At 45.2% G+C, this 24,766-nt stretch carries 20 protein-coding genes; 12 read left to right on the top strand and 8 right to left on the bottom strand.

Translation table 11 applies throughout. The features are described from left to right. Both D0C36_RS11850 and D0C36_RS11845 read left to right on the top strand, forming a co-directional pair. Positions 1-636, top strand: coding sequence for a response regulator (locus tag D0C36_RS11850; protein ID WP_117391842.1), 636 nt, complete (start codon positions 1-3; stop codon positions 634-636). 117 nt (positions 637-753) lie between these two features. After that, positions 754-1,296, top strand: coding sequence for a DUF6252 family protein (locus D0C36_RS11845; RefSeq protein WP_117391841.1), 543 nt, complete (start codon positions 754-756; stop codon positions 1,294-1,296). An 80-nt stretch (positions 1,297-1,376) separates the two neighbouring features. On the opposite strand, the gene D0C36_RS11840 is transcribed toward D0C36_RS11845, so the two are convergent. The 7 genes from D0C36_RS11840 to D0C36_RS11810 all read right to left on the bottom strand — a co-directional run bounded on the left by D0C36_RS11840 (position 1,377) and on the right by D0C36_RS11810 (position 15,115). Further along, a complete protein-coding gene (locus D0C36_RS11840; protein ID WP_233524475.1) occupies positions 1,377-2,186 on the bottom strand; it encodes a carboxylesterase family protein in 810 nt (269 codons plus the stop codon). A 125-nt stretch (positions 2,187-2,311) separates the two neighbouring features. Next, on the bottom strand, positions 2,312-3,661 hold the full coding sequence (locus D0C36_RS11835; protein ID WP_117391840.1) for a glucoamylase family protein: 1,350 nt from the start codon (positions 3,659-3,661) through the stop codon (positions 2,312-2,314). 115 nt (positions 3,662-3,776) lie between these two features. Then, the gene (locus D0C36_RS11830; protein WP_117391839.1) at positions 3,777-5,258 is read right to left on the bottom strand and encodes a RagB/SusD family nutrient uptake outer membrane protein; all 1,482 of its coding nucleotides are present in this window, start codon (positions 5,256-5,258) and stop codon (positions 3,777-3,779) included. 10 nt (positions 5,259-5,268) lie between these two features. After that, entirely contained in the window at positions 5,269-8,316 is a 3,048-nt protein-coding gene (locus tag D0C36_RS11825) for a SusC/RagA family TonB-linked outer membrane protein (RefSeq protein WP_117391838.1), read from the bottom strand. 258 nt (positions 8,317-8,574) lie between these two features. After that, the gene (locus D0C36_RS11820) at positions 8,575-11,463 is read right to left on the bottom strand and encodes a triple tyrosine motif-containing protein (protein WP_117391837.1); all 2,889 of its coding nucleotides are present in this window, start codon (positions 11,461-11,463) and stop codon (positions 8,575-8,577) included. A 106-nt stretch (positions 11,464-11,569) separates the two neighbouring features. Next, positions 11,570-12,529 carry an oxygen-dependent tRNA uridine(34) hydroxylase TrhO gene (gene trhO / locus D0C36_RS11815; RefSeq protein WP_117391836.1) on the bottom strand — a complete coding sequence of 320 codons (960 nt, stop codon included), beginning with the start codon at positions 12,527-12,529 and terminating at the stop codon, positions 11,570-11,572. Between the two features lie 111 nt (positions 12,530-12,640). Next, the gene (locus D0C36_RS11810; protein ID WP_117391835.1) at positions 12,641-15,115 is read right to left on the bottom strand and encodes a DUF5686 family protein; all 2,475 of its coding nucleotides are present in this window, start codon (positions 15,113-15,115) and stop codon (positions 12,641-12,643) included. A gap of 132 nt (positions 15,116-15,247) precedes the next feature. On the opposite strand from D0C36_RS11810, the gene kbl reads away from it, so the two are divergent. The 4 genes from kbl to D0C36_RS11790 are packed head-to-tail and all read left to right on the top strand — an operon-like array spanning position 15,248 to position 18,512. Further along, positions 15,248-16,438, top strand: a complete 1,191-nt coding sequence (gene kbl / locus D0C36_RS11805; protein ID WP_117391834.1) for a glycine C-acetyltransferase — start codon at positions 15,248-15,250, stop codon at positions 16,436-16,438. A gap of 43 nt (positions 16,439-16,481) precedes the next feature. After that, positions 16,482-17,516: a phenylalanine--tRNA ligase subunit alpha gene (gene pheS, locus D0C36_RS11800; protein WP_117391833.1), complete on the top strand. Its 1,035-nt coding sequence runs from the start codon at positions 16,482-16,484 to the stop codon at positions 17,514-17,516. Then, the gene (locus tag D0C36_RS11795; protein WP_117391832.1) at positions 17,517-17,930 is read left to right on the top strand and encodes a Rieske (2Fe-2S) protein; all 414 of its coding nucleotides are present in this window, start codon (positions 17,517-17,519) and stop codon (positions 17,928-17,930) included. It abuts the gene before it with no gap. Between the two features lie 3 nt (positions 17,931-17,933). Continuing rightward, positions 17,934-18,512: a TetR/AcrR family transcriptional regulator gene (locus D0C36_RS11790; protein WP_117391831.1), complete on the top strand. Its 579-nt coding sequence runs from the start codon at positions 17,934-17,936 to the stop codon at positions 18,510-18,512. Here D0C36_RS11790 and D0C36_RS11785 read toward each other — a convergent pair. Next, the gene (locus tag D0C36_RS11785) at positions 18,509-19,186 is read right to left on the bottom strand and encodes a DUF421 domain-containing protein (RefSeq protein ID WP_117392735.1); all 678 of its coding nucleotides are present in this window, start codon (positions 19,184-19,186) and stop codon (positions 18,509-18,511) included. The two genes, D0C36_RS11790 and D0C36_RS11785, sit on opposite strands and share 4 nt — an antisense overlap. A gap of 116 nt (positions 19,187-19,302) precedes the next feature. On the opposite strand from D0C36_RS11785, the gene D0C36_RS11780 reads away from it, so the two are divergent. The 6 genes from D0C36_RS11780 to rlmD all read left to right on the top strand — a co-directional run bounded on the left by D0C36_RS11780 (position 19,303) and on the right by rlmD (position 24,693). Further along, the gene (locus D0C36_RS11780) at positions 19,303-19,935 is read left to right on the top strand and encodes a hypothetical protein (RefSeq protein WP_117391830.1); all 633 of its coding nucleotides are present in this window, start codon (positions 19,303-19,305) and stop codon (positions 19,933-19,935) included. Beyond that, positions 19,932-20,231 carry a winged helix-turn-helix domain-containing protein gene (locus D0C36_RS11775; protein ID WP_233524474.1) on the top strand — a complete coding sequence of 100 codons (300 nt, stop codon included), beginning with the start codon at positions 19,932-19,934 and terminating at the stop codon, positions 20,229-20,231. The genes D0C36_RS11780 and D0C36_RS11775 overlap by 4 nt, the downstream gene beginning before the upstream one ends. Before the next feature lie 88 nt (positions 20,232-20,319). Beyond that, positions 20,320-21,639, top strand: coding sequence for a cell envelope integrity protein CreD (creD, locus tag D0C36_RS11770; RefSeq protein WP_233524473.1), 1,320 nt, complete (start codon positions 20,320-20,322; stop codon positions 21,637-21,639). Positions 21,640-21,652: 13 nt separating this feature from the next. Then, positions 21,653-22,384 carry a ferritin-like domain-containing protein gene (locus D0C36_RS11765; RefSeq protein ID WP_117391828.1) on the top strand — a complete coding sequence of 244 codons (732 nt, stop codon included), beginning with the start codon at positions 21,653-21,655 and terminating at the stop codon, positions 22,382-22,384. A gap of 58 nt (positions 22,385-22,442) precedes the next feature. Beyond that, positions 22,443-22,892 (top strand): hypothetical protein, encoded by a 450-nt coding sequence (locus D0C36_RS11760; RefSeq protein WP_147321987.1) that lies wholly within the window; start codon positions 22,443-22,445, stop codon positions 22,890-22,892. Between the two features lie 376 nt (positions 22,893-23,268). Beyond that, positions 23,269-24,693, top strand: coding sequence for a 23S rRNA (uracil(1939)-C(5))-methyltransferase RlmD (gene rlmD, locus D0C36_RS11755; RefSeq protein ID WP_117391826.1), 1,425 nt, complete (start codon positions 23,269-23,271; stop codon positions 24,691-24,693). The last annotated feature ends 73 nt before the right edge of the window (positions 24,694-24,766 follow it).

The raw sequence follows: 24,766 nt of genomic DNA, 5'->3' as shown, positions 1-24,766 counted from the left end.
ATGGAAAACCTGAAACGTATTTTTATTGTAGACGATCACCAAATGGTGATAGATGGCCTGCGATTGATCATCAACACCATACCCGGTTTTGAAATTGTTGGCGATTGTAACAGCGCCCATCAGGCTTTGGATATCCTTACCGAAACAGCTGTAGATATTTTGCTCACCGATGTAAGCATGCCCGAGATGAGCGGCATTGAATTGACCCGCGTTGTACACAAGAAATTTCCGCATATAAAGATCATTGCCTTATCTATGTTTGGCGAGGCGCAGGTAGTGGCAGAGATGATTGATGCAGGCATATCGGGTTATATCCTTAAGAATACCGGGAAGCAGGAACTGATAGAAGCCTTAAATAAGGTTGCTGAGGGGCAAAACTACTTTGCGCCCGAGATTACCTTGCAGCTCATGAAATCTTTCAAGAGAGGGCAGGAAAGTGAGTCGTCGAGACTTACCGACCGTGAGATAGAGATCATCAGGATGATAGAGCAGGATTTTGGTAACAAGCAAATAGCAGATCTGCTCTTTATCAGCGAGCGTACGGTAGAAACCCACCGCAAAAACATCCTTCGTAAAACCAATACCCAAACCGTGGTAGGGCTGCTTAAGTACGCCTACGAGCGCAAGATAATCTGATACTACATTTGTATTACGTACTAACACGTAATTAAATATGCCCTTTCAACGCGATTGTTGTGCGTTACTGATAACCGCAATTTTGTTATCAATAAACAACACTAAACAATTAAAGCAATGAAAAAGATCAAAGGGGCATTATTTATCACTATGCTAATTGCCGTATCGGCTATCTCATGTAAAAAAGACAAATCGGGTGTAGATAACGGCACAGCGGCTGCCACGGTTACTGCAGGTAACTACGGGTTTGATGGCGGTAGCAAAGGCGAGTTTAAAGCCAGCACAGCCGTTTTGGCCAACCTCAACGGCATCTTCACCATGACGGCCGTTAAACAAAGCACCAGCGAACAAATTACTATTGCATTGTACAACATCAATGGCATTGGTAAATACTCGTTAGATCCAAACAACAATACCAACGTTGGCAGCGCGGCCATCATCAGCAAAGATTTTAACAAGGCAGGCGATGCTGCATTAAACTACAGCACCGGCGAAGATGGCCCAAGGGGTGCTATTGGTGGCGGCGAAGTAAACATCACCAAATTAACCTCTACCGAAGTTGAAGGTACTTTCTACATTATTGCCTATAATAATTCCGGTCAGGAAGCCTTTGTTGAAAACGGTAAATTCTCGGGCAAATTAAGCGCTACAGGCAAATAAGTGTTCGCGCTATTCATGGCGCGAACGTGAATAACCGGCACAAACAAAAAGGCGACCGTTAACGGGTCGCCTTTTTGTATTTATTTACTGTTTGAGAACAGCCATGGTATCAGATCGGGCTCGCTGAAGGCTTTGTTCCAGCAGTTGTGGCCCAGTGTTGGGTAAATGGTGAATTTTGGATCAGCACCGGTATTCCTTAGTGCGGCTACTACCACCTCGGCATGGTCAAGCGATACAATGCTGTCCTTAGCGCCGTGGAAGATCCATAGCGGCACGCGGCGGGCGTATTTCTCTACGTTGTTTGAGTTGTCGCCACCGGCTATCGCGAAGGCTGCGGCAAATACTTTTGGTTTGCGCCTCAGTAATTCAAGTGTACCCATGCCACCCATTGACAGGCCGCCAACGTAAACACGTTTCTTGTTCACGTAAGGTTTATCTAAAAATTGCTCAACCAAACCCAGCAGGGCATGCATGGCCGGTGTAGGTTCGCCGCCTTCCTGGAAATGGTAGCTGCGTTTGCCTTTATCATCTTTCTGGATATCTACATTGCTCCAGTAGCCATCTTTAGGGCATTGCGGCAAAACCACAATGGCCGGGTATTTATCGCGGATAGTATCGTTCAGTAACATCTCTGTACCGTAAGCCAGTTGCGCATTGTTATCGTTACCGCGTTCGCCTGCACCGTGCAGCATTATCAGTAACGGGTATTTTTGCTTAGGGTCAAAATGGCGGGGGAAAAGGATGCGGTATGGCAGTGTATCGGCTTTGTAAGCGTAAGTGCCTCTGTCAAAGGCAGAAAGGTCTTGCTTTATTTGTGCCTGCGTATAAAAAGGAAATGCCAGGTAAATAATACCCAGCATTGCCAATATTCTAAAATTTTTGATGATCATTTAAATAGAGCTGAAATAGGTAGTTCAAAGTATATTGAACGTAAAGTAAAGCCTTTATATCTAAATAACCCTAAAAATATTTACAACAGCATCAATTTATTACGATGTGATGCCGCTGTAAGATTTTATTTTTTTGCGATGGCAGGGCTTTCAAAACCCAATTTGGTTAAGCCGCGCTGCACATCGGGGCTGCTCATGAACAGTTTCCAAAGCAGGCCGCTGCGCTGGTTCTCAATCATCACAATGATAGGCCCCTGGTCTATCGCCAGGTATGACTTGGCATACCAGTTATGCGATTCGCTGAAGGCATCGGTAAACCCGTATTCGCCCCAGATCTTATCGCCCAGGTCATAGTAGAAATGGCGCAGGGCTTTCATAGAATATTCCGGCGTGTACGGGAATGCCGATAGCGCTGCTGTTGGTGTAATAACCCCCAAGTCGTTATCAGGTGCGTGGGCATTGTAGCCTTCGTAGTTGTCGCTTGCGGTCAGCCCCCAGCAGTTTTCGCCATAGCCTTTAAATTTCTTGGGGTTATCGATACAATATGCGCGATTGATGAGCGTATGGTTTTGGTTCTGCTCCCAGTAATCGGCGTACTGGTCTTTCAACCCTTTAGGATTTAAGCCCAGGAACGAGTACTGCGAAAAGAATAACGGGCCACCATAAGCAAAACCAAGTGGGAGTTTGTAGCCGTAGTAGGTTTTACCATTTTTAAAGAAATCGCTTTGCGCCCAGCCTCGGCTGTAAACTTCGGGCTTAACGCCGTGGTTATCTGATGAAGCCGCCAGGATGTAAGTGATCAAACACTCGTTAAAGCCGCGGATAGGAAAGTTCATGGCCCAGCCGTAGTTAGGGCTCCAGTGCCAGTAAATGTTATCGCGGCCATCGCGGGTAAACCAGTCCCACTCCAGTTCGCCCCACATCCAGGTAATTACATCGCGGATGCGGCGCTCTTTAGGATTATCAGCAGTAAAGTATTGTTTGGCACAAATAAGGCCCTGGAAAAGGTAGGCCGTTTCTACGATATCGGCACCATCATCGCGGCGGCCAAACGGGATGGTTGCACCCGTTTCGCCGTTCATCCAGTGCGGGAACGCGCCGTGGTAGGCCTTAGCTTTAAACAGGAAGTTCACTATCTTCACCATACGGTCAACCGCTTGGTCATGCGGGATGAACTTGCGGTGGTCTGCAGCTATCAGCGCCATAACGCCAAAGCCTGTACCGCCGGTGGTAACCACCTCGTCGCCATAATCAAATGAGCGGTTGCTGCGCTCGCGGGCCATGCCGCTTACAGGGTGCCCAAAATCCCAAAAGTAACGGAAGGTTTGGCGCTGCACCACATCAAGCAAGGCGCTATTGCTCAGGTTTTTGATAATACCAACCGGTTTAATGCTTTCGGCAGATGGGTTTTTCTTCTGCGCTATGCCATGCAGGGTTGCCACGGCTAATGCTGCAGATAGTATGATTTTTTTCATATCGTAAATTAAGTAAGCATATCGTTCAAAAAAAGAGGCTGCCCGTTATTAAGCGGGCAACCTCATACTCAATCAAATGTGGGCCTTGGCCCTGTAAGATCTTGTTTCAGACAGATCAATAGCCCGGGTTTTGTGTCAATATAGTACCGCTGATATCGATCTCTGTTTGCGGAACCGGCCAAACTTCGTTCTTGCCGGCTTTCCAGCCACGTGAGCCAAATACCTCGGTACCGCGGCCCTGGCGTATAACGTCAAAATAACGGTCAAACTCCATTGCCAGCTCAACCTGGCGCTCGTGGTAAATTGCTGTACGCAAAGTACCCTGAACGGTTGTGGTTACCTGTGGCAATATAGCAGCGTTGTTGCCGCGTGCACGTGCGCGTACTTTTTCTAATGATGCAAGCGCAGCAGAGGTGTTACCCAATTCGTTGTTTGCTTCGGCGTTCATCAGCAATACATCCGCGTAGCGTAAAACAATTTTATTTTGCTGTGCACCTTCGTTAAAACCTGATACGTAAAGGCTGAATGGTACGTATGATTTCTGGTTGTACATTGGGTTATCGCCATCAGCAGGAATTTTATCGCCCTCTGGTGTGGTTTCGCCACGGAAAATGATGGTTGCATCGCGGCGAGGGTCGCCGGTTTCAAACGCATTTGCCAATACAGTAGTTGGCACGTTAAAGCCCCAGCCACCACCGGTTGAGCCACGCACACCCTGTACTTGTGAGTACTGAGAGTTTGAAGCATCGGGGTTGTTAGGGATAATGTTACACTGCACCTCAAATATCGATTCGACATTGTTTTTGTTTGTGGTGCGGAACATCTGCTCAAAATTAGGGAACAATGAGTAGCCTAAACCCATTACCTGGTTGGTGTAGGTTAGCACATCGGCCCATTTTTGCTGGTACATGGCAACTTTTGCATGTAAAGCCAATGCAGCGCCTTTTGTAGCGTGGCCTACATCAGCAGCAGCATAAGTTTGCGGCAGTACGGTAGCAGCTTCGGTAAGGTCTTTTTCTATCTGTGCCCAAACTTCTGCTTTTGGTGAGCGTGGCATGTTATACTCGGTTTCATCTTTAGGCAGAGTAATACGCAATGGCACATCGCCAAATGCTCTTACCAATCTAAAGAAAGAGTAAGCACGGATAAATTTAGCCTCGGCCAGGTAACGGTTTTTCAGTGCTTCGTCCATAGTAATGGCAGGCACTTTAGTTAATATCTGGTTAGCGAAGTTGATATTCTGATATTGGCCTCTCCAAAAACCACCCAGCTGGCCTTCATCGGCACTTACTGTAAAGTTGTGGTACGAGTTCATGTAAGTAGCATCGCTTGCGCTGCTGCCTTTTTCGGCCTCGTCAGATCCCATGCTTTCTATAGCGATAGGGGCAAATGCAATATTGTTCCACTCGCGCAGGTTAGCATACATAGCATTAACTGCTTTGGTAGCATCGGCCTCAGTTTTGAAGAACTGAGTTGCCGCCTGGTTTTGGGCAGGGTCTATATCCAGGAAGTTTTTCTTACAACCCTGGATTGATATTGATGTAGCGATAAGGCCCAAAATAAAGGCTTTACGCATGGTTATGTTTTGTTTGTTCATCGTTTTTCAATTAAAAGGTAACGTTAACACCAAAGTTATAGATAGCATATAGCGGGTATACGTTGGCATCAATACCACGGCCACCTACTGCGCCACCTATCTCAGGCGAGAAGCCTTTGTAGCCAAATATGTTAATGGCGTTCTGCGCGTTGGCATAGAACCTCAGCTTTGAGATACCAAATCTTTTAAGTGGCTCGCTTGGCAGAGTGTAACCTAACTGTGCGTTACGCAACCTTATATAAGAACCGCTTTCAACGTAGAACGAGTTTGGTTTTGCGTTATCAGTGGTACCAAGGTTTACAGATGGGTAGGTGTTTGATGTACCCTCTCCGTGCCAGCGGTTAAGGAAGAAATCCTGGGTGAAGTTCTCGTTACCGAAACGGTAGGCAAGGTTAGCATTGTATACGCTAACATCAGCCACACCCTGGAAATCAAGCGCAAGGTCAAAGCTTTTGTACGTGAACGATGTGTTTAAACCGAAGGTGTATTTTGGCAGCGGGCTACCTAAAGCTACACGGTCGTTACCGTCAATTTTGCCATCGCCATTGGTATCCTGGTAAATAAAGTCGCCTGGGTGTGCATTTGGCTGTGCGCCTGCAGTAACCTGCGCTGCATTCTGGAATATGCCTGTTACTTTGTAACCATAAAACTGGCCAATTGGCTGGCCTACAATGGTACGGGTTGCCAAAGCACCGTTTGCAATACCATCACCACCCTGGTAAATTGGGTTGCTGCCGGTTCTAACATCTAATACTTTGTTGGTGTTGATACCTAAGTTGGCATTGATGCTGTAAGTAAAGCCGCCTGCTGTTTTATCTTTCCAGCCTACTAAAAACTCGAAACCTTTGTTTGAGATATTTGCCTGGTTGCCTATAAGAGAGCTGTTAACAGTACCCAATGAGCCGGCTACCGGGATAGCAAAAATAGCAGCAATGGTTTTTCTGTTATAGTAATCGGCTTCAAAGGTTAGCTTGTTATCAAACAAACCACCTTCGATACCAAAATCAGACGATTGGGTTTTTTCCCAAAGGATGGTTGGCGGTACAACTGTATTGATGCTTGCACCAGGGTAAGCTGTAGGCGGGTTACCGAAAATAGCAGTTAAGAAAGGATCGCTTGCAATAACCTGTACAGATGGATTGATAGGTACACCTGAGTTACCTACCTGGCCCCAGCTTCCGCGAAGTTTTAAGTTGCTGAATACCTTTTGGTCTTTCATGAAATCCTCGTTGGTAATTACCCAACCTGCACCAACAGACGGGAAGTAACCGTAAGTTTTATCGCCATAGAACTGTGATGCACCATCACGACGGATAGATGCATTTAACAGGTACCTATCTTTGAAAGAATAATTGATACGCGCAAATTGCGACATTGCACGGTTGTAGATCTGGCTTGTTGGTGTACGTATATAAACCGGGTTTGAGCCATCAGGGAACGAGCTGTACATGCTGCCGCTTGCAACATAAGGTACGTTATCAGCCGCGCCATTTAGCTGGTAAGTGCGGTTTTGCAGCATACTGTAACCTAACAAAGCAGTAAGCCTGTTATCGCCGGCTTGCAGATCGTAAGTTAAGGTGTTTTCCCAGATCCAGTTGCGAACTTCTGTATGGTCAAGGTTCAGGTTGGTTTTATCGCTGAACTGTTTGAAAGTAGCTCTGTATTTAGGGGTATAGTTACGCACTTCTAACTGGCTGATATCGCCACCAAAGCTGGTTTTAAATTTGAAGTGTTTAAGGAAGCTAACTTCGCCATACGCACTGTAAGTAAAGCGGTGGTTTTTGGTAACCTGATTGTAATAGTCAACAGTAGCCATAGGGTTAAAGTTGTTACCATCACCAAGGCCTAACCCATTTGGATCAACATAGCTTGCACCCGGGCCGCGTACACCAATAACCGGCGCAGCAGCAAACATCTGGTGGTAAATATCAGCTGCTGCATCTTTTGATTTATCAGACACGCCGCTTGCGGTAAAACCAACTTTAAAGGCTTTGCCAAACTTGAAATCGTTTGATAAGTGGGCGGTGTAACGCTGGTAGTTGTTGCCTTTTACAATACCATCCTGGTCTAAATAACCTACTGAGTAGTTGTAAGTGTAGGCATCAGTACCACCGCTAAGATCTAACTGGTGGTTGGTCATGGCTGCTTTGCGCAGTATCTCGTTATACCAGTTTGTGCCTTCGCCGTATTGAGAAGGATTAGCAAAGATGTGCGCCTTAGGCGGATCATTAGGTGTAGTAGCGTTGATAAGGTCGGTAAGTTCGTTCACGGCAGTAGCATACTGCGTACCATTAGCCATTTTTACCTGGTTGGTAACTGCCTGGAAACCAGCGTAACCGTTATAGTTGATAACCGGTTTGCCTTTTACCCCACGCTTGGTAGTGATCAAAACAACACCATTAGCCGCACGGATACCGTAGATAGCAGTACTTGATGCATCTTTTAGTAAGCTGAAGCTTTCTATATCCTGCGGGTTAAGGAAATCGATATTATCGTACCACACACCATCAACTACAAACAATGGTTTAGTGTTGCCGTAAATGGTACCTAAACCACGGATGGTAATATCCGGAGATTTACCCGGAGCTGCATTGTTAGTGATCTGCACACCGGCAACTTTACCTTGCAGGCCGCTTACAGCGTTTGTTGATGCTTGTTTAGATACATCGGCACCTTTAACGGTTGCAATGGAACCGGTTACATCAACTTTACGTTGGGTACCGTAGCCAATTACAACAACGCCCTGCAGTTCATTTGTTGCGCTTTGTAAGGTAACATTAATATCGGTACGGCCGCTTACAGGAATATCAGCCGTAGTGTAGCCAAGGTATGATATGGTAAGGGTAGCGTTAGAGGCAACGCTTAACGAAAATGCGCCATTCGCATCGGTTTGGGCACCCGTGGTTGTACCTTTTACTGCAACTGTAACCCCAACAAGGGTTTCGCCGGTTTTTGCATCGGTAACTTTACCTCTTACGGTAACGTTTTGAGCGAAAAGCGCAGTTGAGAAAAAAGTAAACAATACGAGTAACCCCGAGATTGTAAAAATTCTCTTCATGATGGTTAAAAAATTAGAATACTTGGGTTAATTGGTTTTTAAACTGGTCGAAATTGGTTAGATAAAATGTGGTAAGCAAATTATGCGACTTCACATTATTACATCAAAACTTTAGTACTTTCTCAAGTGCTTTGGTGTAAAAATATAAATCGCTGTTAAACAATTAGTTAATTGGTGTTGTGACAGGTTGTTTATACTACACCACAGGTGTAGCCAAACAGGTGCTTTAAGAAGTAGGTGTGAGGTAATGATGTAGTGCTAAAGCTCCATGAGAAACTCCGTAAGATTCTTATCATGCTCCAGATTCAGCTTTTTGCGCAGGCGGTACCTGCGTATCTCTACACCCCTCAATGATATATTTAGTAACGATGCCATTTCTTTACTGCTCATGTTCATGCGCAGGTAGGCGCAAAGCTTCAGATCGTTGGGTACCAGGTCCGGGTGGTCTTGCTTCAACTTCTTGAAAAAGTTTTCATGCGCTTCGTTAAAACTGTTCTCAAAAATGTTCCAGTCGCGGTTATCATTCATGCCTTCATCAATAACCTTATGGATCTTTTTCAGTTGTTCTTCGGGCAGGCGTTTACCCTCACGGTCTTTTAAACTACCCAACTCTTCGCTTATTTTTTGCAGTAATTCATTCTTATAAACAATGTTCATAGCAGAATTGGCCAGCTCGCGGCTTTTGCTGGCAAGATCGGCCTGTAGCTGCTCATTTTTTATGGTCACTATCTGCTGCTCGTTTACAAATGCTTCCCGGCGCAAATATTCCTCATGTTCGCGCTTTAGTTTATCCTGTATTTCGGCCTGATGACGCTTAAGCTTTTCGGCATAATAGCGGCTAACAACGTAATAGGCCAATACCAGCAGCAATACGTAGCACACATAAGCCAGTTTACCGGCGTACCATGGTGATGCTATCTCAAAAGAGTAGGTAGTAACACCGGTAAGGTTCTCATCATTTATCTTGGCGCGCAATTTAAACACGTATGTACCCGCGCTGAGGTTCATAAACTCTTTCACACTGGTGGTGGTCCACTCGCTCCATTGCTTTGAGTAACCTTCCAGGTAATACTGGTATCGTACCCGGGCCTGCCTGTAGTATGGGAGCGAAAAGGAAATACGCACATTATTCTCTGCGTAGGGAATGCTTTCCACCTCATCGCCATTTCCCATTTCAGTGATAAGTTGGGTTTTATCGGTAATGTTCTCTACCTGTCTTATCAACACAGCCGGTAAACGTTCTTTGCTTTGGGCAATAGCATCACGGTCGTTCAAAATCACAAAGCCATCATCAACACTTATCAAATAAATGAGGTTGTTTATCAGGCTGATGTTCTCATAGTTTTGCACCATCTGCCCGTTCAGCATACTGAACCGGTTAGAGTCGATGTGCAATTTACCGGGCGTTGCCAGGTCTGCCAGTGCTACGCGCCCATGGTTAATAAACCAATATTTTTTGCCGATTGCTGCAATTACCTTGTTTGATGACGAAAAGGTATTGAGCATTTTATTCAGTTGCTGGTACTTGTAGAATTTATCGGTAATATCATCGTACACATAAAATCCCGAATCTGACGAGAAAACGATACGGTTATCCAGGTTAAATACACCCACATTATAACTATCAGGCAAACCCGACTTCTTGTCATAAAACTTTTGCGATACTACACGCTTTTTATCAGCCGAAAGAACCACTTTGTATACGCCTTTATAAGCATGGCTAACCCAAAGCTGGCCTTTGCTGTCCTGCTCTACCAGGCGCGATGGTTCTGCAAAACCTTCTATCCTATGATCAAGCACCCAATTGCCGGCAGCATCTTTTTTATAGATGATCAATCCGTTGTAGCAGCCTTGTATCAGTTGGTTATCATTGAACTTTTTGATGGTCCAGCCGCCGCTTAGTGCTGATATTTTGGTGATGGTGTTACCATTTACCTGGAAGGTACCATCGTTATGACTGCACAGCAGGCGGCCATCATGCAGGGATAATTCCCATACCTGGCCTTGTGAACCGGGTATGAGCTGGAAATTGAATGATTGTAATAATTTGTTTGGTGCACCCGGTAACCAGTCGCTGTAAAAAAGCCCCTGGTTGGTACCCAGATAAATTTTGTTGTTAAAGATGATACTTGAGTAGACTGTACCAAAGCGCCCGGTTTTATCAAAATAAAAGTACATGGGCGAGTTAAGTTCAATACGGTCGATACCGTTATCCAACCCGGCCCAAAGGTTTTGCTCGTTATCCAGGTAAAGGCTCAAAACAGTATTGTTTTGCAACCCGCTTGATTTGTTGATGTGCTGCACCACATTGCCTGCCGCATCCATTATCACCACCCCATTTAGTATGGTACCAAATGCATAGTACTTGCCTGATATTACCAACCCGTTATTTAACTGGTAGGCTTTAAAAAAATCGTTGGCCTGGTTTTGCCAGGGGGTAATGGTTTGACCATCGTAAATAAACAAGCCGTTTTTGGCGGTACCTATCAAAAGTTTGCCACCGCTACCAAACGGAAGTATGGTTAAAACCCGGCTACCCAGTTGAGCACCACCAGGAACAAGACTCAGCTTATCATTCTTCAGTTCAAATAAACCCACGCCAATTTCTTCTGCAAAAAAGCGGTTGCCGGTTTTAAACAAGAAGAGGAAAGGTTTCTCGGGGCGTACAATTGTGATCTTGTTATTGGCATAGGTGTATATAGCACCAAAGGCTTCAAACAACACTTTGTTGCCTGATACGTAGATCTTCCAGATCTCTTCTTTTATAGGTTGGGTATCTTTCGGGATAAGTGGCGTAAGGCTATGGTATTTCAGAAAACCTTTCTTATCGGCTTCCCAGTAACCAAATTCACCAAAGCCCCCGGCATAGATGCGGCCCTTGCCATCTGCAGCTACGGCACGTACAATAAGGCCATTTGGCATACGGTTGCGTTTCCAGTACCGGCCATCAAAAGATAGCAAACCCTCGTTACCAAAGTACATTACACCATGCTCATCGCGCGTTATTGACCAGTTTTGGTTGCCCGATAAGTACTGGAACTTAGTATAGTTTTGCACGTACGGCACACCAATGCTTTTAATATCAGCCGCACGGGCTGATAGGACAGTAAACAGGGTGAAGCAAAAAAGCAAAAAGCGTTTCGGCATAAACAGAACGTATGTGTTAAACAGACACAAAGATAGTTTTTTGATCTCTATAAAAAAGAAAGGCTGCCTTTGTTGAGGCAGCCCTGTACTTTTCTGTATGTTATTATCAGTCAGTAAGCTGAACTTTATTCTTCTTGGTTGTATTGATGGGCTGCGGTACTTTAACGTAGTAACCCGTGCCATCGTATACACGCTTGCGCGGGTGCGATTGGCAAGCATCGCTGCAACAGCCTTCCATTGCCTCACCGCACTCATCGCACTGGGTGAAATGTTCGTTACACTCAGGGTTGGCGCAGTTGATCATTTTTGGTGTGGTTTTACCACAGTTGCGGCAAGTTGATATCACCTGGGGATTTACGCTGTTCACCTCAACAGAAAGGCGGTTATCAAACACATAACACTTACCATCAAAGTCTTTGCCGCCGGCTTCTTTGCCGTATTTAATGATGCCGCCGTGCAATTGGTAAACATTTTCAAAACCCTCGTGCAGTAAAAGGGCCGATGCCTTTTCGCATTTGATGCCGCCGGTGCAATAGGTCAATATCTTTTTGTCCTTGTACTGCGCCAACTCGTTGATCATGGCCGGGAAATCGCGGAAGTTTTCAATATCCAACGTAACTGCGTTTTTGAATTTACCTAACGAGTGCTCGTAATTTGAGCGTACATCCAGTACGATAACATCGTCCTGGTCTTTCATTTCCATGAAATCCTTAGGCTCCAGGTGTATGCCGGTACGCTCGTTCGGATTAATGATATTGGGATCGCGCAGGCCCGAGTGTACAATTTCTGATTTATAACGAACGTGCATTTTTACAAATGATAGCTCGTCAACCTCGTCAACTTTAAAGTCGGTTTTAGCAAAACGTTCATCGGCCAATACGGCATCCATGTAAGCTTTACAAGCCTCCGGCGTGCCCGATACGGTGCCATTTAAACCTTCATCGGCAACAATAATGCGGCCGTTTAAACCAAGCTCTTTACAAAATTTTAGATGATCGGCTGCAAATTGCTCGCCGTTCTCTATTGTTGAATAACAATAGTACAGTAGTGTGTTATACTTCGCCATAAGATCATTGATACCGCTGCAAACGGTGTTAAATGAGGTGCAAAGATAAGGTTTTTGGGTTAAAGGTAAAAGGCGAAAGGTTTTGCATCTTCAACCTTTCGCCTTTCACCTCTAACGAATACCATAGAATATCCTGAAGCCTTGTATATACTTTTTATCCCCTCTGAAAGAGATACCATAATCTACGCGGAAAAAGAGGCGCTGGATGCCTACATAAAGCTCCGAGTAGTTTTGGTTAAACTTCTCGGTAAGGTAGTTGGCGCCTACTATCTCTTCCAACTTCAACTTACGCATAAATGGTATGCGGCTAAATAGTGCTCCTGCAAAGTTATGTTGATAATGCGCCTCTAAAAATGCTGCATTTGTGCTAAACTCATAGAAAGGCAGGAAGTGGAAACTGCCTACATAAGTAGGATCGAACGTGGTACCCTGGTTACCAAGGAAATGATTATAATCCATAAAGTACACGTTGCGGCGATTAAGGAAATCGCCAGCCGAGATCTTGAACGACGAGTAACCGGTTAAACCCACGGGGATATGATCCTGGCTGATATCGATAGACACGAAATCATAATTCACATCAGATCCGAATGCTCCGTTTATACCCTTTCGGTAATTCAAAACTACCTTTGGATATCTTGACGGCACAAACGTGCGGCCATCGGGGCGGGTGATGTAACGCTGCCCGAAAGTAAATTCCAGCGACGTTTTAAACGTTAATGCCTGGTGCTCGGGAAACAGGAACGATTTGTCATCTGCCGGGGCACCGGGTTCTAAAGGGTTGTTAGAGGTGTACTCGCGTACCTTTGAATCAAATATGTGCTGGTACGATGTGTTGTATAACTGCCTGCGGCTTGAGTACTCTAAACTCGATGTCCACAGGATACCGTTGGCCAGTTCTCGTTCATAACCTACGTTGCCGTACTGGTTGCGATAGTATTTTACATAGTTGTTCTCATAGAGTAAAGAACTCAACGTATTGAACCATAATGAACGTGTGCCTACGTTGTTTAAGTCCATCACTTCGGCCCCAAAATTGGTGAAAATGCGCCCGCGTTTCCAGGGATCAAACAAGTATTCGGCATGTACATTAGGGCTTACCAGTTTGCTGGAGAAACCATAATGGAACACCGGCTCGATACTGAATTGCCTCAGATCATCATACTTTTTGGTGTACTTAACCCGCTCATCAATACCCCAACCCTCAACGGTGTTGTAAAAGAATGAGAGGTATAAAGGCGCCACGTAAAACGACTCTTTGGTTTTGCGGTTCTTGGCCTCATACCCAAAAATGGTATAACTCAGCGGACTAAATTTGTTATTCTCTAACTGTACCGAATCCAGGTATGGGTCGGAGTGTTGTATAGCAAACAGGCTGTCTTTTTTATGATAATCGCGCGTCTCCTGCGGGGTTAGCGGCACAGGGCGGGTAGCATCCCAGTAACCGGATGGTTTGGAGTTGGCGGCAGTATCAACCTTTAATACCTCGCCGTTAAAGAAACCTGCCGGAAACTCCTGGTCTATTTTGTAATTGTTATAGATGCCCACATAATAGCCTGCAAACTTGAACCCGAGCACAGAGCCCTTATAATCATACTGGATAGATGCCGGCAGCCAAACGCTATCCTTTACAGGGATGTATTGCTGGCTTATGGATAGTGTATCTATCAGGTTAATATTGTCATTTTCTTCGGTAAGGTACAGGTCGGCACTGTACACGCGCCAGTCGCCATCAACAATGTACAAGAAACCCCTGAAGGTTGATGAACGGTTTGATTTTGGCAGTACCGCAATTTTATGTATGGTGCGGTTATTTGATACCGTTGTACCATCGAGCTTGTAACGGTAATACTGGAAAGCATTATCGGCCACCGGCGAAACAAAGCCGCGACTGCGCAAACCTTCTACATAAAATATGTTTTGGTAGATATTAAGCTGAAGGTCTGACGCCTTATTATAACTGAAAGCCGGACTACCGCCTGTATTTTTTGAAGCGATGGTGATCTCTTTAAACTTATCAGGGCGCTGCAGGTTAAACTGCGAGATAGATTCTGACTGGTACAAAATACCACGACCTGCAGAATCCAGATCCAGTTGTTTTATCACCGGGCTGCTCATTAGTGATTTTGGCGCTTTGGTTAAACGCTGCACACCTTTTATATAAACCTGGCAGGTGTAGGTTTTAAACTCGTTCATGTGGCGCTCGCGGTTAGAGAGCACCTGCTGCATAATGGCCATTCCGCGGTCTGTTTTGCGGTTATAAGTTGCCGTATCTTCTTTACTGAAGATCTCTTCATCCAGCTTTACGTTAAGGCGCTCATCATGATCTGCAATAGTAACGGGTACCACTTTTTCGCGGTAGCCCACAAAACGATAAACGATATTATAGTTGCCGGGTGATAGTTTGAATTGATATTGGCCCTGTTCGTTAGCAGTGGTACCATACGTTGAATTGCGTATGTAAACCGATGTAAAAGACACCGGTTCGCCTTTGTTGCCGGTAATGCGGCCGCTAAGCATAAACTGCTGAGCATGAGCAAGCATGCCAACGGTGCTAAGCATCAGTAGTAGTAAGTATCTTCTCATACGCGCGATTTCCCTACATAATATTAAATGCCTGTTAAATGTTTGTTTTGTAACATAAAATATTAAAAGCGCGGGTTGTACCCATCAAGTGCGCTGTAATTCCTAATTTTGAGCTTTTAAAATACATCTGTTATGTACAATACACTGCAACCGGTTTTACAGAAAGAACTTGCTGACATTGAAGCAGCTGGCCTATATAAAAAAGAACGTATTATTACCTCACCACAGGGCGCGGATATCACCGTGCAGGGCGGTAATGAAGTGATTAACTTTTGCGCCAACAATTACCTTGGCCTATCGGGCAATGCAAAAGTGATACAAGCTGCTAAAGATGCCATGGATACGCATGGTTACGGCCTTTCATCAGTAAGGTTCATCTGCGGTACGCAGGATATCCACAAACAGCTGGAGCAAAAGATCTCTGAATTTTTAGGTACTGAAGATACCATCCTGTACGCAGCAGCATTTGATGCAAACGGTGGTGTATTTGAGCCCTTGTTTAACGATCAGGATGCTATCATATCTGATGAGTTGAACCACGCTTCTATTATAGATGGCGTGCGCCTTTGTAAAGCGCAGCGCAAACGCTACAAACACGATGACATGGCCGACCTGGAAGAGCAGCTAAAAGCCACGCAAGATCTTCGCCACCGTATCATTGTTACTGATGGCGCTTTCTCTATGGATGGTACCATTGCACAGCTTGATAAAATTTGTGCCCTTGCAGAGCAGTACAATGCTTTGGTGATGATAGATGAAAGCCATTGCAGCGGCTTTATGGGCAAAACCGGCCGCGGTACGCATGAACACCACAATGTAATGGGTAAAATTGATATTATTACCGGTACATTGGGTAAAGCTTTGGGTGGTGCATCGGGCGGATTTACATCGGGCCGTAAAGAGATCATCGATATGCTGCGCCAGCGCTCACGTCCATATTTGTTCAGTAATACACTGGCCCCGGCTATCACCGGTGCATCAATTGCCGTGCTGGATATGCTGAGCGAAACCACTGATCTGCGCGATAAACTGGAAAGCAATACCAAATACTTCCGCGAGAAGATGACCGCTGCGGGGTTTGATATTAAACCAGGCGTGCACCCGATAGTTCCGGTAATGCTGTACGATGCCAAACTGGCCCAGGAGTTTGCCGCTAAGATGTTAGATGAAGGCATTTATGTTATCGGTTTCTATTATCCGGTAGTTCCGCAGGGCAAAGCGCGTATTCGTGTGCAAATTTCTGCTGCGCATGATGTAGCTCACTTGGATAAAGCGATAGCAGCCTTTACCAAAGTAGGTAAGGAATTGGGTGTACTTAAATAATTACGTGTTATATTTGTAGTTACAATATTTTGTAAGCTGAGTAATGCAAGAAAAAATAGATCAATATACGGCCGAGATAAATGCTTTTTCGCCGGCTAATGCCGATGAGTTGGAAGCATTCCGCATAAAGTTTTTGGGTACAAAGGGATTGATAAAAGACCTTTTTGAGGAATTTAAAACCGTTGGCCCCGAAGAGAAACGTGTTTTTGGTAAAGTGCTTAACCAGTTTAAGCAAATGGCCGAGGCAAAATATGCCGAGCTGAAAGAAGGCTTAGACTCCGGACTTAAAACTCAAGACTTAGGACTTGATTTGACTTTACCTGGCGATGGTTTTGAAGTAGGCTCGCGCCACCCGCTGTCGCTGGTACGTAACGAGATCATCGATATCTTCAAACGTCTTGGTTTCGTTGTGGCCGAAGGCCCTGAGATTGAGGACGATTGGCATAACTTCTCGGCGCTTAACTTCCCGCAGGAACACCCTGCGCGTGATATGCAGGATACCTTCTTTATCCGTAAAGGCGATGGCAGTGATGATATTGCTTTGCGTACCCATACCTCATCGGTACAGGTACGTATGATGGAGAGCGGCAAGCCACCGTTCCGCGCTATCATGCCGGGCCGTGTTTACCGTAATGAGGCAATCTCTGCACGCGCACATTGTTTCTTCCACCAGGTAGAGGGCTTGTATGTGGATGAGAATGTATCTTTCTCTGACTTGAAGCAAACGCTTTTCCACTTTGTACAAGAGCTTTACGGCGAGGGTACCAAGGTGCGTTTCCGCCCGTCGTACTTCCCGTTCACCGAGCCATCTGCAGAAATGGATATCTCATGTACCATTTGTAAAGGCGATGGCTGTAACATGTGTAAATACACCGGCTGGGTAGAAATATTAGGCTGCGGTATGGTTGACCCTAATGTGTTAGAGAACTGCGGTATCGACAGTAAGAAATACACCGGTTTTGCTTTTGGTATGGGTATAGAGCGTATCACCAACTTAAAGTACGTGATCCGCGACCTGCGTTTGTTCTCTGAGAACGACGTGCGTTTCTTGAAACAGTTTCAAACGGATATTATATAGATGAAGAAAGCGCTGCTACTGGTTTTAACAAGCATCTTATTTTTCTCATGCGGTAAAACCGACAGCGTGGTACCCAGTGTGCCGGTAAACTTCAGGATAACAAAAACCGACCCGCGGGTACAGGCACTTACTGCTGCCGGCGGGGCGGTTACCATATCCGGCGTGGGGGTGGCCGGTATCATTATCTATCGCAGGTTTGATGGAGCTTACATTGCATACGATCGTTGTAGCAGCTATCAGCCCGAAAAATTGTGTGCCGTAAACCTTGATGACAACGGCCTTACCGTTACCGACCCCTGCAGCGGATCAAAGTTTTCTTTAGACGATGGTAGCCCCGTAAAGGCCCCTGCAAGCAAATACCTGCGCTCATACCTTGTAAATACCACGCAATTTGAGATATTTGTTTCAAACTGATTAATGGAAGCAGACAAAATTAAAGATAGTATTAAGCGTGCCGCGCAGGATCTGTTCCGTAAATTCGGGTATCACAAAACAAGTGTAAACGAAATTGCCAAACGGGCCAAGATAGCCAAGGCCACCATATACAAGTACTTCAACAGCAAAGAGGAAGTGCTGCACGTGCTGCTGATGGAGTACATCAAAGTAAGTGTAGATGAACTTTTGGCTACCACAGCCGAGGTTGACGAGGAGACGCACCTAAGTAACCTCATCATGAAAACCTGCCGTTTATCATACACAGTCTGCAACGAATTTATTGGTTGGGATTTTATCCGCGAGAGTACCAACTCGCAGGAGTTTCTGAAGAACCTTTCAAATGAACTGGAAGAACTGCTGGTACATTCCTTTACCCAGGGCCCCGGCATCCGCCCGAGCGAAAATTATCAGCAGCGTATCCGTTTCCTGATCAAATGTAGCAAGAACATCGTGTTCAGCTTTGCATTTACCTCGGTAAGCGACAGCGACGTGCGCAAAAATTTCGTGTCTTTCCAGAAAGAGATATTGCCTTACCTGGTGAAGGCGGCGATACAGGTTTAAGTAATCCTCAAAGTTTTAATAGCCTTAAGCCATTCATGTTTATGGCAGCGCTTGCAGGTGTGGGTCTCGGCATTAATATGTTCCACATTGCCGCAATAGGTGCATGCATATTCTCCTTCAGCTTTAATTATGGCGCTTTTTTGTGCATAAACTTTGGGGAGCACTGGCATGCCAGGTTTTACCTCATCATCAGCATAATAAAAGAAGCTTACTGTACCATTAGTTTCCAATACGGCTATACGCACCTGGCCCAAATGCTCAATACTTTGCTGCCTCAGCTCGGCCAGGAATTCATCTTTAGCAAATGTGAGGTCTTCATTATCCAAAACAAACTGTCCGTCTTCTATCACATATTGCGGGTCGCCTTCTAAAATGGATTCAAACTTTTCGCTGCGGCAGGCCAGCCAGGTAATGCCCCTGTATAAAAGCAAGATGGTAACCAATACGATAACTGATGGTACAATGGCTATATCTTTGGTAAACATCGGGTCGCCGGCAGCAGAACCGAAACCGATGATGATAGCCACCTCGAATATAGAAAGCTGCCTGATGCCTTTTTTACCGGTAAGGCGCAAGATGATGAGGATGAGTGTGAACATGATCAGTGTCCGAACAATGATTTCAATGGCAAATTTGAAATCGAGATCTTTTAAAAATACTTCATTCCAGCTCATAACAGCATTAAATGGTTTGGGAATTGAAATGTTTGCTAAGCTCATTCAATCTTTTAAAGAAAATATTTGGAAGCTATCTTTTTAATTATTTACTTTGAATATCAAAGTACTTTTAAGTGAAAGAAAACGATATTCAAAATGACCTGACCTCTATCCGCAGTATGATGGAGCGTTCATCAAAATTTATCTCGCTTAGCGGCCTTAGCGGTGTGTTGGCAGGAATTTATGCTTTAATAGGTGCGGCATGGGCTTATACCATTGTTTATGGTACCGGCGGTTTCTTTAGCTATCGCGAATATGTGATAGAGAATGCGCCTGCCTCGCCCGAGCGATTGATCATGCTGATAAGCATAGCGCTTGGTGTTTTAGTTGCATCGATCCTAACCGGAATTATCCTAACCCTGCGTAAAGCCAAAAAGAACGGGCAAAACGTGTGGGGCCGCACCAGCAGGCAATTGTTGTACAACATGTGTGTGCCATTGTTTACCGGTGGTGCTTTGATATTGATATTGATATGGCGCGGATATTTTGGGGTGGTAGCGCCGGCATCGCTTATCTTTTACGGCTTGGCTTTGATAAGCGCCAGCAGCATCACTTTTAAGGATATTCACTATTTAGGGATCTCTGATATATTGTTAGGTTTGCTGGCCGCAATTATGCCGGGCTACGGCTTAATATTTTGGGTAATAGGGTTTGGTTTGCTGCATATTGTTTACGGCAGCATTATGTACTTTAAATACGACCGGTGAAACTTCCATTTGAAAAACTCGACAAAGCGTTTGAGAACCGCCTGCGTTTGCAAATTATGAGCATACTGGTGGTGAACGAACGCTACGACTTTAACTCGCTTAAAGAGCTGCTGGATGTTACCGACGGTAACCTGGCATCGCACCTTAAGGCTTTAGAGAAAGAACAATATATAACCGTGCATAAATCATTTTTAGGCCGAAAGCCTAACACCAACTACGCCGCCAGCGAGCAGGGAAAGCTTGCGTTTAAGCAGCACCTGGATGCGCTGGAGCAAATTATTAAACAGCAGAAATAGAACAGGCTATTTTTTTTGCCTATTAACTTTGAAATGCAAAGTACTTTTAAATATGATTGAAGAACAAATATCACCCTTTAGGGGATTCATGAACTGGCTCCAGGAGTCGGTTACAGTTAAGCTGGTTTTTATTGGCTTTTTGATACTGGTACTATTGATACCATCGGCATTGATCAACGACCTGATATTTGAGCGCGCCGCCCGCCAGTCAGAAGTGGTAAAGGAAATTGCCGATAGCTGGTCGGGAGAGCAAACTATTAAGGGCCCGGTACTGGTGGTGCCCTACAAGCGTATCGTAAAAGCTATCGATGGCGATAAAAAGGAGTTCGATAAAGAGATAATTGAGAACCTTTATTTGTTGCCCGAGAACCTGAAAATGGATGCAGCTGTGAAAACAGATAAGCTGCACCGGGGTATGTTTGAGGCTGTGGTGTACAACTCGTCAGTTAAAGTAAGCGGTAACTTTGGTAAGCCCGATCTGGCTGCGTTGTCACTAACTCCAGATCAGCTGGTTTGGGACAAGGCCCGTATAGAGTTCAGTATATCAGACCTGAAAGGTTTAAAGAATAACCCCATAATAAACGCCGCCGGCCAGCACCTCACCGCCGAACCATCGTTCAACGCTCATCCGGTTTTTGATGGCGGCCTGCAAACCAACATCAACCTTGCTACGGTTAAAGAAGCCGGTTTTACTTTCGATTTTACGCTCGACCTTAAAGGCAGCCAGGAAATGCATTTTATGCACCTCGGCAAAACCACCGATGTATCGGTAAAAGGTAACTGGAGCTCGCCAAGTTTTGATGGCCGCTACCTGCCCGATGAGCGCCACATGGATACTGCCGGCTTTAAAGCCAACTGGCGCATGCTGTACTATAATCGCCCGTACCCGCAACAATGGGTGGTTGACAATAACGTACTGAACGATGATAAAAAGCTTGAAAATGCATCCTTTGGGGTAAAGCTCCGCTTGCCGGTTGATCAGTATCAGAAAATTACCCGCACCAGTAAATACGCCATCCTGATAGTGCTACTCACGTTTGTATCGTTGTTCCTTACCGAGGTGATCCGCAAGCAAAGGGTGCATCCGTTTAACTATGTGCTTATCGGCGCGGCAATGGTTATTTATTATACGCTGTTGTTGTCATTCTCAGAGCAGATAGGGTATAACTTCGCTTATCTCATCGCCTCAGCCGCAACCATTGGGCTGGTATCGGTATTCATTGCTTCGTTGTTGAAGAATAAAGCAGCGGCGGGCTTGTTCGCGCTTATCCTGTCCATCATCTACATCTTCATTTTCGTGATCATTCAATTGGAAGACCTGGCGCTGATGATCGGCAGTATCGCCTTGTTCATCATCGTTGCCCTGCTGATGTACTTTTCTCGAAAAATTAACTGGGATAAACATTAATAACATCACACCTATGCATACAAGCGATTACTGGATAAGGCATTTCAGGGAGAATGCCCGCCACCAAAGAGTAAACTGGACTTTAGCCCCAACCATCACCAAAGATGAGATAGCCGAAATACTGCCATCATTACAAGCCTGGCAGCTCGGCGAAACATCAGAAGGAGAACACCTCATTGCGGCATCAACCAAATATGCCTACGCCCTGGGCGATCCTGATTATGTGAATGCTGTGCGCCTGTTTATTAAAGAGGAGCAGAAACATGGTAACAATCTTGGTCGCTACATTGATAAGATAGGCGAGCAGCGGATAAAAAAAGATTGGGGCGATTCGCTGTTCAGAAAGGTGCGTTACCTGAACACCAGCATGGAGATCTGGACGCTGGCCGTTATTGTGGTAGAAAGCACCGCCCAGATCTTTTACCAGGCACTGAAAGATGCTACCCAATGCCGGCTGCTGAAACAGATCTGCACCGATATTCTGATAGACGAAGCCCCGCACATCGCTTTCCAGACGGAGCGGCTGGCCATCATCTTTGAGAACAAAAGTGCTTTTTCAAAGGCTTGGCGCAAAGTGGTGTACCGCTGGTTCTTCTATGGGGTATCGGCGCTGGTATGGTTCGGTCATAAACGCCTGTTCAAAGCCGGCGGGTTGACATTTGAACGTTATGTGCATAAAATGCGCTATAAATATTATAAAACCGTAAAGGCCATTACTGCGCCTTTAGTTGTAGAGTTTGCCTAAACCAATCACCAAGGTGTCCCCGTTAGCCATTAGCGGGGCGCCTTTTAAGAAATTAAGAATGACGGTCCGTTTTCGTGAATTTAGCTATAGTTTGGAAGTGTGGCTAACCAGCGTTTTGCTGGCCCCTGTAATATGCTTCCTTATTGAAGGGATTGTACAACGGTCGGTTTCAAGGGGTTTCGACGATGCTCTTTCTTATTATCCTTATATCGTTATTTTTAGCGGTATGAGCTCCTTTATTACGTGGATAATTTTCTATCGTTTGATCAAGGTGTTAGTATCGGTTATTAAGAATATACAGCAATTAAAATACGCTGTTGCCGCTACCGGGGTGGTGTTAACCGTACTTACCATATTAATTCCGGTATGGCTGCTTTCGGATAGTCCGTTTGAGTTGAATATAACGATGATAGAACTACTTGCCGCGAATGGTATTTGTATAGCAGGGGGCTCATTAATTTATAAACTCTATACCATAATCCCTTCTGATGTAGAAATTAAAGAATAATTTATTCACTATACCAATTTGGTTTTTGGTATAAATTTACTATGTTTGCATAGTAAATTATATCAGCCATGAGTAAGGAATTAAAAGACTTTTCAGAATTGATAGATAAGCAATTCGATATTGAGATGGATATTGAAGTGGATGGTTTTTGGCAAAAGCTGCTTAACTTGTTCATTTGATCAGGCTTAAGCCGGGGCTTACAAATAGTGTTCCGTCGACTGAAGTCGACGGCAATGAATTTGATTACCCAATACTATTTTCATTGCCGTCCCTTTCAAGGGACGGATCGAAAGGCGGGCCGTCCTTTTTTAGAGGATTTATAAAGCTGAATTCTGCTTCCTTGCAAAAATCTTAAAATACGTACCTTTGCAGCCTGATGAGTAGATCTGCAAAGAAGCCCAAGTTTTTTGAGAACGTTAGCGTTATTGATATTGCCGAAGAAGGTAAAGGTGTAGGCAAAGCCGATGAGTTGGTTTTGTTTATTGAGAAAGCCGTTCCCGGCGATGTAGCGGATGTTGAAGTTTATCGCAGTAAAAAGAATTTCGGCGAGGCCAAGATCACCAAACTTATTACGCCTTCAGAACACCGTACGCCTGCTTTCTGTGAGCATTTTGGTACCTGCGGCGGCTGCAAGTGGCAACACATGACCTACGATGCGCAGCTGCAATTCAAGCAAAAAGCGGTACGCGACGCACTAACCCGCCTGGCTAAAATTGAAGTTGGCCACATGGATACCATCGTACCATCTCCCGCCGACAGGTACTACCGCAACAAATTGGAATTTACTTTTTCAAACAAGCGCTGGTTGTACGAAGGCGAAAGCCGCGACGACGAGAAGCTGGATATGAATGCCCTGGGTTTCCACATCCCCGGCCGTTTTGATAAGATCCTGAATGTTAACCACTGTTACCTGCAAACCGAGCCTTCAAACGATCTGCGTAACAGCATCAACACGTTTGCGAAACAGAACGGCATCAGCTATTATGATGTTCGCCAACATACAGGCGCGCTGCGTAATCTCATTATCCGTACGGCATCAACCGGCGAGATAATGGTAATTGTGGTGTTTGCCCATGCTACGCAGGATGAGATAAACCTGCTAATGAACTATGTGGATGCTGCCTTCCCGCAAATTACATCGCTGCTGTACATCCTCAACACAAAAATGAACGATACCATTTTTGACCAAGAAGTAAAAGCATGGAAAGGCCCCGAATTTATCCACGAGGAAATGCCGACAGCAAATGGCAAAGTGGTACGTTTCCGCGTTGGCCCAAAATCATTCTATCAAACCAACTCTATACAAGCCCTAAAACTTTACGAGATAACCCGCGATTTTGCCAATTTTAAAGGCGATGAACTGATCTATGACCTTTACACCGGTGCCGGTACCATTGCCAACTTTGTGGCAGGTCATGTGCGCGAGGTGGTAGGTGTGGAGTATGTACCATCTGCAATTGAAGATGCGAAAGTGAACTCGCAGATCAATAATATTACCAATACCAAATTCTACGCCGGTGATATGAAGGATGTGCTTACGCCCGAGTTTGTTGCTGAACACGGCAAGCCGGATGTGATCATTACCGACCCGCCACGTGCCGGTATGCATGCCGACGTGGTTGCCCGCCTTATGGAAATTGAAGCCGAAAAGATTGTGTACGTAAGTTGCAACGCCGCCACCCAGGCTCGCGACCTGCTGATACTGAAAGAAAAATACGATACCGTTAAAATACAACCGGTAGATATGTTCCCGCACACACAACACGTTGAGAATGTGGTGTTGTTGAAGTTGAGGGGATAATCTCTATTCAAAAACGTCATTGCGAGGAACGAAGCAATCTCCGAACTATACAGAGCAAGAATACAAGTAAAAT

The organism is Mucilaginibacter conchicola (genome assembly GCF_003432115.1).
Classification (GTDB): domain Bacteria; phylum Bacteroidota; class Bacteroidia; order Sphingobacteriales; family Sphingobacteriaceae; genus Mucilaginibacter; species Mucilaginibacter conchicola.
This window is presented reverse-complemented; position numbering and strand designations above follow the sequence as displayed.